This is a genomic window from Microvirga brassicacearum (assembly GCF_008757455.1).
In the GTDB taxonomy this organism is placed as follows: domain Bacteria; phylum Pseudomonadota; class Alphaproteobacteria; order Rhizobiales; family Beijerinckiaceae; genus Microvirga; species Microvirga brassicacearum.
In genome coordinates, this window is the sequence record NZ_VCMV01000002.1 from 210,279 (window position 1) to 220,577 (window position 10,299).

Below are 10,299 nucleotides of genomic sequence, written 5' to 3' on the forward strand. Positions count from 1 at the left end.
CGCTTTCGCGGACCCGGATATTCAGCGGTTCAGGGTCAGATAAAGGTCCGACCAATCGGGATTGATGTCTTCGATGAGACGAATTTTCCAATCGCGGCGCCATTTCTTGAGGCTCTTCTCGCGTGTGATCGCCTCGTCAATTCTCTCATAGGTCTCGTACCAGACGAGCCGATGCACGTCGTATCGAGCGGAGAAGCCGGGTATGATCTTCGCTTTGTGTTCGCCGACACGACGGGACAGATCATTCGTCACGCCAAGATAGAGCGTGCCGTGGCGGCGGCTGGCGAGCAGATAAACACAATAAACCATGCGGTATAGTGTTTCATAGCCCTATCGCACGCAAGCCCTCTGTCGTTCCGGGGCGAGCGCCGCGAGAGCCCGGAATCCATCAACACCGAAGGGATCAAGAGGAGCGCCAACCCTTGCGTTCACTCGACCTTGTCAGCGCGTCTGGGTTCCGGGCTCCGCTTTCGCGGACCCGGAATGACGGACATTCAGTTATCCGCGCGATGCGACCGTCGCGTAGTCGCGGGGGGGCGAGCCCACATAGAGCTGGCGCGGACGACCGATGCGCTGCGACGGGTCCTCGATCATCTCGCTCCACTGGGCGATCCAGCCGACCGTGCGGGCGAGCGCGAACAGCACCGTGAACATCGAGGTCGGGAAGCCCATGGCCTTCAGCGTGATGCCCGAATAGAAATCGATGTTCGGATAGAGCTTCTTCTCGAGGAAATACTCGTCCTTGAGAGCGATCTGTTCGAGTTCGATCGCGACGTCGAGCAGCGGATCGTCCTTGATGCCGAGTTCGTTCAGTACTTCATGCGTGGTCTTCTGCATGATGCGCGCGCGCGGATCGTAGTTCTTGTAGACCCGGTGGCCGAATCCCATGAGGCGGAACGGATCGTTCTTGTCCTTCGCCTTGGCGATGTATTGCGGGATGCGGTCGGGCGTGCCGATTTCCTCCAGCATCTTCAGCGCCGCCTCGTTGGCGCCGCCATGAGCAGGGCCCCACAGGCAGGCGATGCCGGCAGCGATGCACGCGAACGGATTGGCGCCCGAGGAGCCGGCCAGACGCACGGTCGAGGTCGAGGCGTTCTGCTCGTGATCCGCATGCAGGATGAAGATGCGATCAAGCGCGCGGGAAAGCACCGGATTGACCTTGTATTCCTCGCACGGGACGGCAAAGCACATGCGCAGGAAGTTCGACGTGTAGTCGAGGTCGTTCTGCGGATACACGAAAGGCTGGCCGACCGAATACTTGTAGGCCATGGCGGCCAGCGTCGGCATCTTGGCGATCATGCGCATGGAAGCGATCATGCGCTGCTGCGGATCCGAGATGTCGGTCGAGTCGTGATAGAAGGCCGACAGCGCCCCCACCGACGCCACCATGATGGCCATCGGGTGTGCGTCGCGGCGGAAGCCCTGGAAGAAGCGGTTCATCTGGTCATGCACCATGGTGTGGCGCGTGACGCGGTAATCGAAATCGGCCTTCTGGGCTGCGGTCGGCAGCTCGCCGTAGAGCAGCAGATAGCAGGTCTCGAGGAAATCGCCGTGTTCGGCGAGCTGCTCGATCGGGTAGCCGCGATAGAGCAGCACACCCTTGTCGCCGTCGATATAGGTGATCTTCGACTCGCAACTCGCGGTCGAGGTGAAACCCGGATCGTACGTGAAGGAACCCGTCTGGGCGTAGAGCTTGGAGATGTCGATGACACTCGGGCCGATGGTGCCGTTTTTCACCGCCAGTTCGACGTTCTTGTCCTCGACATTCAGCGTTACAGAATTCGCGCTCATGCGTCTTCGCCCTTTCAACAGGAGGCCGGGCATTACCTAGTGCAGCCGCGTGTCTGGAGAAGGTGTCTCCGTGCCGAGGTCCGTACCGAGGTTGGCCGGTCGGGGGAACTTTATGGTCGTGTGGGTAGCTTATCCGTCCGGACGGAGCAAGCACGTCTGAGGGCGCTGCGCCGGGCTATGCAGCCGGTGCAGCGCTCAGTTGATCGCGAAGCCGTGACAGGGTTTCGTCACGACCGAGAACAGCCATGACATCGAAGAGGCCGGGCGAGGTCGCACGTCCGGTGAGGGCCGCCCGCAAGGGCTGCGCCACCTGTCCAAGCTTCGCCCCGAGCGCCTCCGCGTGCTGGCGCACGACGGCCTCGACGTTCTCAGGCTTCCAGTCCGACACCGCCTCCAGCTTCTCGACGATTCCGGCAAGCCGGGCGCGGCCCTCACCGAGCAGGCTGGCGGCCTTTTCGTCGAGCTTCAGCGGGCGCTGGGCGTAGAGGTAATAGGCACTGTCGAGCAGTTCCACGAGGTTCTTGGCGCGCTCCTTCAGACCCGGCATGGCGGCGACGAGCTTTGCGCGCAGGGCAGGGGTGAAAGCGTCGCCCAATCCGCGCTCGGCGCCGATTTCCGGCAGCAGGCCCTCGATCGCACCGACGAGTTCATCATCGCCGGTCTGACGCATGTAATGGCCATTGATGTTCTCGAGCTTCACGAAGTCGAAACGCGCCGGGGAGCGGCCGATGCTGCCGAGATCGAACGCCTCGATCATCTCCTCGGTCGTGAAGAATTCCTGATCGCCGTGGCTCCAGCCGAGACGCACGAGATAGTTCCGCAACGCCACCGGCAGATAGCCCATGCTGCGATAGGCCTCGACCCCCAGCGCCCCATGGCGCTTGGAAAGCTTCGAGCCGTCCGGACCATGGATGAGCGGAATGTGCGACATGCTCGGCACCGGCCAATCAAGGGCCTGATAGATCTGGGTCTGCCGCGCGCCGTTGGTCAGGTGGTCGTCGCCGCGGATGATGTGGGTGATGTCCATGTCATGATCGTCGACGACGACGGCGAGCATGTAGGTCGGCGTGCCGTCCGAGCGCAGAAGCACCAGATCGTCGAGATCCTTGTTCTGCCAGACGACACGGCCCTGCACCGCATCCTCAACGACGGTCTCGCCTTCCTGCGGCGCCTTCAGGCGGATGACCGGCTTCACGCCCGCAGGCGCCTCGGACGGGTCGCGATCGCGCCAGCGGCCGTCGTAGCGCATGGCCTTGCCGTCCCGGCGGGCTTCCGCCCGCATGGCCTCAAGCTCGTCCTGGCTCGCATAGCAATAATAGGCGCGGCCGTTGGCGAGCAGGGATTCGGCGACCTCCTTGTGGCGGGCGGCGCGGGAGAACTGGTAGACGACGTCGCCATCCCAATCGAGGCCAAGCCAGGTCAGGCCTTCGAGGATCGCCTTGATGGCCGGTTCGGTCGAGCGCTCACGATCGGTATCCTCGATCCGCAGCAGCATCTTGCCGCCATGCCGCTTGGTGTAGAGCCAATTGAACAGAGCCGTGCGCGCGCCGCCGATATGCAGGAAACCGGTGGGAGACGGGGCGAAGCGGGTGATGACACTCATCGGACAGAACCTTGGCAGGAAAGAACGGGGGCGACGGAACTCGTTCGATTCGAGACCTCCATATGGAGGGTTCGCCGCAATCGACCGTCGTCTACCATGTAAACCCGCCGGACGTTAAGCCGAACCGATGCATCTGCCTGACAATCGCCAGAATGGGCCGAAGCCGCGTCTGATTGCGCGGGCTGTCGCCTTGCCGCGACGGTGGCAACCGGCCATCGAATTCGGTCTCGCCGATTGGCAAGGCTGGCTGTCGCGGGGGGCCTCGCGCGAGATCGATCAGCGGCGGCTTTTCCCCTGGCTTGCGGTCTGTTTCGGCGCCGGAATCCTGCTGTTCTTCCAGGCTGAAGGCAGGCCGGCGCTCTGGGCGCCCTTGTCGGGCCTCGCGCTCTTCGCGGGTTTCGCCGCGGCCTTTCGGAGCCGCCCTGCGGCCCTTGCCGTTTGCGTCGGAGCGGCCATGGTGTTCGCAGGCTTTGCCGCAGGGGCGCTTCGATCCCGCGCGGTCGAGGCACCGGTCCTGAGCCGGATCGTCATCGCGCCGATGTCAGGGTTCATCGAGGCGGTCGAGGATCGGCCTGCGGGCAAGCGTCTCCTCCTGCGGCTGGTGGACCTGAAAGGGACGAGCGAAGTCGACCGGCCGCGGCGCGTGCGGGTGACGCTGCGAAAAGGCGAGGGGCTGGTCGCAGGCCAGTTCATCAGCGCCCAGGCGCGCCTGCTGCCGCCGCCGCAGCCGGCCTGGCCCGGCGGCTACGATTTTGGCCGCGATGCCTATTACCGGGGGGTCGGGGCGGTCGGCTCGATCCTGGGACCGGTCAAGACGCTCGATCCGCCTGCACCGCCGCCATGGCGGCTGCGCCTTGCGGCCGCTGTGGACGAGGCGCGCAACATCCTGACCCAACGCATTGCCGCCGCCATCGAAGGGCCCGCGGGCGGGGTCGGCGCTGCGCTCGTGACCGGCAAGCGCGGTCTCATTCCAGAGGCGACGAACGACGTGCTGCGCGCGGCCGGCATCTACCACATCGTGTCGATTTCCGGTCTCCACATGGTTTTGGCCGCAGGCACTTTCTTCTGGCTGGCGCGCGCCCTGTTGAGCCTCGTGCCGACGCTCGCCCTGATGTGGCCGGTGAAGAAAATGGCGGCCGTCACGGCGATGGCCGGCGCGACGGGCTATTGCGTCTTTTCCGGCGCCGATGTGGCGACCATTCGATCGCTGATCATGACGCTGGTGATGTTCGGCGCGGTGCTGGTGGACCGGCCCGCGCTAAGCGTCCGGAACCTTGCCATCGCCGCCATCGTCGTGCTCGCCCGCGAGCCGGAGGCGCTGCTTGGTCCCAGTTTCCAGATGTCGTTTGGGGCCGTGGCGGCGCTCGCGGCTTTCGTGCCGCTTCTGCAATGGGGCCGGTTCGAGGGGCGCTCGAACGGCCGGCTGGAAACCGCCCTGCGCTGGCTGGGGCGGCATGCGGTGGGGCTCGTGACCACGACCCTGGTCGCCAGCATCGCGACGGCGCCCTTCGCCGCCTATCACTTCCAGACGCTCAATCCCTACGGCCTCGTCGGCAACGCTCTGGCGCTGCCGCTCGTCTCGCTGGTCGTCATGCCGTCGGCGGTGCTCGGGGTGCTGACATATCCCTTCGGCCTCGATCGACCGGTCTGGCAGATGATGGGCGCCGCCGTCTCGCAGGTGCTCGACGTCTCGGGATGGGTCGGCGGTTTTGGCGGATCGAGCGTGGTGATCCCGGCCTTGGGCCTGGGGGCGTTGGCCTTGTTCAGCCTCGCCCTTCTGGTGGCGGCCATTTTCGCCTCCGCGCTGCGATGGCTCGCGGTGGTGCCGGCATTGGCGGGCCTCGCATTGGCCGCTGCGCCGGCCCGCCCGGACATCTATGTCGACCGGGACGGGCAGGGCGCTGCAATCAGGAACGCCGCCGGCCGGCTGACATTCGTTGGAAAGACATCAGCTTTCGTCGCCGAGCAATGGCTGCGCGCCGATGGCGACGGGCGCGATGCGGCAGATGTGAATTCCGCCGCTGCGTCTGCGAAGGACGGCGCCCGTTGCGACCCGGAGGGCTGCGTGGTCGAGAGCGTCGATCGCCGCAACATCGCCTTCGTGCAGAAAGCCTCAGCCTTCGAGGAGGATTGCCGGCGCGCCGAGATCATCATCACGCGTTTGAAGGCGCCGACGCTGCCCTGCGCGGCGCTTCTTGTCCTTGATCGGGAGGCACTCGCGGTGCGCGGCGCGACCACGATCCGTTTGGGCGCGGACAGCATCGAAATCCGCTCCGTGCGCAAAGGCGACGAGACCGTCGCGCGCACAACTGCTGCGACGCGTCCGCCCGTTCCCGCGGCAAGACCCGCAAGAGCCGTTCCCGAACAGGATATCCCGGAGGACGACCGGCCCGAGCCAGACCCGTCGCATGACGATTTCAGTAGCGACGGACCAGGCTGACGAGCTTGCCTTGAATCTTGACCCGGTCAGGCCCCAGAACGCGGGTCTCGTAGGCCTGGTTTGCGGCCTCGAGGGCGATCGAGGAGCCGCGGCGGCGGAAGCGCTTCAAGGTTGCCTCCTCCTCGTCGATCAAAGCCACAATGATGTCCCCCGTATTGGCGTTGTCCTGCCGGCGGATGACCACGAGATCGCCATCGAGGATCCCCGCCTCGACCATTGAATCCCCGCGGACCTCCAGGGCGTAATGCTCGCCCTGGCTCAGGAAATCGTTCGACAGGGTGATCGAATGAGAGCGGTTCTGAATCGCCGAGATCGGCGTGCCGGCGGCGATCCGGCCCATGACGGGGATCGCGGTCTCGCGGCTGCCGCGTTCCTCGGCCGGCGGCGGCGCGGCCTTCGTCCGGTTGGCAAGGCCACCTTCGACCACGCTCGGCGTGAAGCGCTTTTGTCCGGCTGCGCCACCGACGGTTTCGGGCAGCCGAATGACCTCCAGCGCCCGCGCCCGATTGGGCAGGCGACGAATGAAGCCGCGCTCTTCCAGCGCTGTGATCAACCGATGGATGCCGGATTTCGATTTGAGATCCAGCGCATCCTTCATCTCGTCGAACGACGGCGGCACGCCGGATTCGCGCAGGCGTTCATGGATGAAACGGAGCAGTTCGTGCTGTTTTCGCGTCAGCATGGCTGGCCTTTACTGCCCCTGGTGGAGCGATTCTGAAACAAAGCAGGAACAAGGTAACTGTTCTTGCTGTGTTCCGCAAGCCCATGGCCAAGCTCGGCAGCAGGCAAGTGACGGCGATCATCAGCCCGGCACTTCCCTAGGTAAACGCAGGGTGTTGTGCTGAAAAACTGGAGTTAAAACCGGAATGTTCGCTCAGTTTAATGCAATTCGGCAGTTCATTCCAAGTCGTTCTGCTCGAAATTTCATGGAATTGATCGGACCGGCCCTGCAGATAACGACGTTGGCGACGGACATGTCTCTCAATACGAAATCAGACGGGTCGGTGATCTCGAGAGCTGCGGGGAACTAGTCCTTGCGAGGCAGATATGACGAATAATACGACGACGCAGAGCGAAAACAACGGTGCTATTACGGTACTGGCCCGTCCATCTCTTGAATCCTTCAAGCTTACGGAGATTTCGACCGACTATTCGTTCGGAACGGTCAGTCCAGGTGGGATCCTGCGGGCGTTCGAAAGTGTGAGCGTGAGGTTCGCCGAGGCGCCGCCCGCGGACGCATTCGCCTCGCCCGTCGTCGAAAGCGGCTCCTCGACGGCCATGCGGCAAGAGGGCATCGCTGACCTTGCACCGGGAAACACATTCCTTCTCTCGTCCGGGATCGACCTTTGCTACGGCTCCATCAGGGACGACACCTTCATCGCGGGCGAGATCGACCTTTCCAAGCTCAGCGAGGGTGACGAACTCGTCGGGGGACTCGGCATCGACACATTGCTGGTCAAGGGCGGCTATGGCCACGTAAATCTTGCGGCCGCGGCAAAGTTCGAGGGAATCGAGCGGATCGTTTTCGAACTCGGAACCGGCCAGGGCAACAGCCTTGCGGTCGACGTCCCGACATTGCGCGACGTCGAATATATCGACCTCGGCAGCGGCCAGTCGGACTACCTTCTATTTGTGGACGGCGTCTTCAACCTCGCAGGAAAGACATTCCTGGGCGCCGAGCGATTTTATCTAAGGAACAGCATCGTCCAGACGACAGACAAAAGTCTCGCGATGCTGCTGGAGGCGGATTCGCGCGATGAATTTCACAACGGCGTGGTCCTGACGGGGCAGAGTTTCACCGCTGAAGAACGCCATATCCTTTTCAGCAAGGGGATCAGCTCGATTTCCGACGACAGCGGGGTTCATACCAATCGCGCGCCGGTCCTCGCGTCTTTCGGCGCGCAAGCCGTGGCCGCAAAGCGAGGCGAGAGCACGTTCATCGACCCGACCGGAAGCGCAATCCTGTCGGACGACAGTCTCCTGGGCTCGCTCGCGTTTCGACTTGTCGGGCCCTACGAGGGCCGGTTCGGCATTTCGGCGGAGTACGCAGGCATCGGGCTTCCCGACGGGGTCGTGGTTGGCGGCGTTATCCGGGTGGGCGGAATCGAGATCGGCACCATCACGCATGATGGCACGACCGAAGACGGCCTCGCCATCGACTTCAACGGGAACGCGACCGCTGAGCGGGTCCAGACGCTGTTCCATGCGATAACCTTCACCGGTGCCGACCTGCCGGACTTCGCCCGAGATCTGATGTTCACCATCAGCCTCGCGGATATCTACGATGTCGAGTCAGGCGGAGCCTATGCGATCAAGGTATCCGACCCCGCCAACGATCCTGTGCTCAACGTCACGGCGAGCCACTACACGATCCTGGACACCGAAACCGTTCGCCTGTTTCCCGACGCTACTGTCAGCGAACCGAATGGAGAGAGCGTTTCACTCCTGGTGAAACTCGACAACCCGGCGCACGGACATCTGGAGGGCGCTCTGGGAGGAAGCTACAGCCGGACCGGTGGATACTACCGTCTCGAAGGCACGGTTGCGGAAGTTCAGACGGCTTTGCAAAGCCTGATCTTCGTCCCGACCGATCGCAGCGGTGCGCCGGGCGCGGTCGAGAGGACCGGTTTCACGATCACGATCCGCGATGCGGTCGGCGTCGTCAGCAACGCATCCGTCACGGTCAGCGCGCGCGATGGCATCGGCAGCAATGCGCCGACAGATATCCTGCTCTCCGAGAGGACGGTGAAAGAGTTCGCGGCAAATACGTCCGGCGTCGGCGTCCTGAGCGCCGTGGACAGCGATGCCGGCGAGACGTTCACTTACGCGTTCGTGACCGAGAACGGTATAGTGCAAGATGGCGGCGGGCGCTTCGGTATCGCACAGGTCAACGGCCAATGGCTCGTGACCGTCAAGGACGGCGTCCGGATCGATTTCGAGCAGCAGCGCACGTTCGACCTCAAAGTGAGGGCCGTGGATCTGGGCGGTGCGAGTGTCGAGAAGACCATCATCGTCGATGTCCGGAACGTGGGTGTGGAAATCGTCAACGGCACGAGCGGCGCCGACACCATCAAGGCGGGATCGGGCAACGATCAACTGAAGGGCAATGGGGGCAACGACCGGCTCCATGGCGGTGGCGGCAAGGATATCCTTACCGGCGGGGGAGGAGACGACATCTTCGTTTTCGACACGGCGGCCAACGCGCGCACGAACATCGACACGATCACGGATTTCAGCGTGCCCGACGACAAGATCTACCTCGACAACGCGGTGTTCATTCGACTTGGAAGTGGCGGAACGCCGGCAAATCCTCTTGCGCTGACTCAAGCTGCGTTCCACGCGGGCGCCGACGTGCAGGCGGGCAGCACCGCCGATCACCGTATCATCTACAACACGACCACGGGCGCGCTCTACTACGATCTCGATGGTGCCGGTAATGGCACCACGAACCATGCCGCGGTTCAGATCGCTATCCTGAACACCAAACCGGCGCTGAGCGCGGCGCAGTTTTTCATCATCTAACCGAACGAGCAGAGCAGGGCGGCAATCGCCTGCTTCTTACTCTAAAGGCTGCCGCCGCGCGGCGCAGCAAACCTATTCAGTTATAATCTGGGGGCCAGAATGGCAGTTCCTTTTACACTCGAAATCGTCGCCGGCTCCACCGGAACGCAGTACCAGGAAGATCCGCGATTCAACGTGGTGTTCGACGAGAATGTGGCAAAAGACGTTCTGATCGGGACGATTTCCAACGCCCAGCCAGGGTGGTCTTATGCATTCAACTACGCTCCCGGATTCGACGGCGACGGCGATGGCCGGTTTTATATCGTCGGCAACCAGATCTTCGTGAAGGCTGCGAAGGCGGATGACGGCTCGAGCCTGTTCAATTTCGAGACGTCCGGCATCTACTCGATGTCGATCATCGGCACGCCGCCCACGGGCACGACCGGATCGCAATCGGGTCAGTTCGGCGTCTATGTCAACGACGTCAACGACGCACCGACCGATCTCGCGCTAAAAAATGCGACCGGCGGAACCGCTCTGTCGGTCGCCGAAAATTTGGCCGCGAACACCCTCGTGGGCAATCTGACCGCGACGGACGAGGATGCCGAGCTCGGTTATGGCGACACCCTGACCTATTCGATTACGGGCAATCCCGGCAACCGGTTCAAGCTCGACGCCACCGGCACGAAAGTCGTCCTCGCGACTCCCCTCAACTACAACGCGTCCGACTTGCTGTCCGACGGCGGCGGCAAGTACTACGAAGTCAAGGTGCGGGTGACCGATGCCGGCGGTCCCACACCCGGGGTTCTCCTGCTTGAAGAAAAAATCTTCAAAGTTTATGTCACGCCCGGCGCAGCACCGACAAACCAGGCGCCGACGGATATTGGCCTGTCTGCGAGCGCGATCAACGAGAACACCGCGAATGATGTTGCGGTCGGCAACCTGAGCGCGACCGATCCGAACA

7 protein-coding genes are annotated in these 10,299 nt (G+C 63.2%); 3 read left to right on the plus strand and 4 right to left on the minus strand.

From position 1 onward, the window contains the following. Positions 1 to 21: 21 nt before the first annotated feature. The 3 genes from FEZ63_RS01545 to gltX all read right to left on the minus strand — a co-directional run bounded on the left by FEZ63_RS01545 (position 22) and on the right by gltX (position 3,394). Positions 22 to 309, minus strand: a complete 288-nt coding sequence (locus FEZ63_RS01545; protein WP_150941874.1) for a GIY-YIG nuclease family protein — start codon at positions 307 to 309, stop codon at positions 22 to 24. Positions 310 to 498: 189 nt separating this feature from the next. After that, positions 499 to 1,791, minus strand: a complete 1,293-nt coding sequence (gltA, locus tag FEZ63_RS01550) for a citrate synthase (protein ID WP_150941875.1) — start codon at positions 1,789 to 1,791, stop codon at positions 499 to 501. A 175-nt stretch (positions 1,792 to 1,966) separates the two neighbouring features. Continuing rightward, a complete protein-coding gene (gene gltX, locus FEZ63_RS01555) occupies positions 1,967 to 3,394 on the minus strand; it encodes a glutamate--tRNA ligase (protein WP_150941876.1) in 1,428 nt (475 codons plus the stop codon). A 127-nt stretch (positions 3,395 to 3,521) separates the two neighbouring features. Here gltX and FEZ63_RS01560 point away from each other — a divergent pair, with 127 nt between their 5' ends. After that, positions 3,522 to 5,834, plus strand: a complete 2,313-nt coding sequence (locus tag FEZ63_RS01560) for a ComEC/Rec2 family competence protein (RefSeq protein WP_201274056.1) — start codon at positions 3,522 to 3,524, stop codon at positions 5,832 to 5,834. On the opposite strand, the gene lexA is transcribed toward FEZ63_RS01560, so the two are convergent. Further along, positions 5,812 to 6,516 (minus strand): transcriptional repressor LexA, encoded by a 705-nt coding sequence (lexA, locus tag FEZ63_RS01565; protein WP_150941877.1) that lies wholly within the window; start codon positions 6,514 to 6,516, stop codon positions 5,812 to 5,814. The genes FEZ63_RS01560 and lexA overlap by 23 nt on opposite strands. A gap of 365 nt (positions 6,517 to 6,881) precedes the next feature. On the opposite strand from lexA, the gene FEZ63_RS01570 reads away from it, so the two are divergent. Then, positions 6,882 to 9,356 (plus strand): hypothetical protein, encoded by a 2,475-nt coding sequence (locus tag FEZ63_RS01570; RefSeq protein ID WP_150941878.1) that lies wholly within the window; start codon positions 6,882 to 6,884, stop codon positions 9,354 to 9,356. Positions 9,357 to 9,455: 99 nt separating this feature from the next. Next, on the plus strand, positions 9,456 to 10,299 hold an 844-nt coding region (locus FEZ63_RS01575), incomplete at its 3' end, for a cadherin repeat domain-containing protein (protein WP_150941879.1).

What these genes read in the sequence shown, in the direction of transcription:
- gltX (WP_150941876.1), bottom strand. Translation starts at nt 3,394, where the DNA reads ATGAGTGTCATCACCCGCTTCGCCCCGTCTCCCACCGGTTTCCTGCAT.
- lexA (WP_150941877.1), bottom strand. Translation starts at nt 6,516, where the DNA reads ATGCTGACGCGAAAACAGCACGAACTGCTCCGTTTCATCCATGAACGC.
- FEZ63_RS01560 (WP_201274056.1), top strand. Translation starts at nt 3,522, where the DNA reads ATGCATCTGCCTGACAATCGCCAGAATGGGCCGAAGCCGCGTCTGATT.
- gltA (WP_150941875.1), bottom strand. Translation starts at nt 1,791, where the DNA reads ATGAGCGCGAATTCTGTAACGCTGAATGTCGAGGACAAGAACGTCGAA.
- FEZ63_RS01570 (WP_150941878.1), top strand. Translation starts at nt 6,882, where the DNA reads ATGACGAATAATACGACGACGCAGAGCGAAAACAACGGTGCTATTACG.
- FEZ63_RS01545 (WP_150941874.1), bottom strand. Translation starts at nt 309, where the DNA reads ATGGTTTATTGTGTTTATCTGCTCGCCAGCCGCCGCCACGGCACGCTC.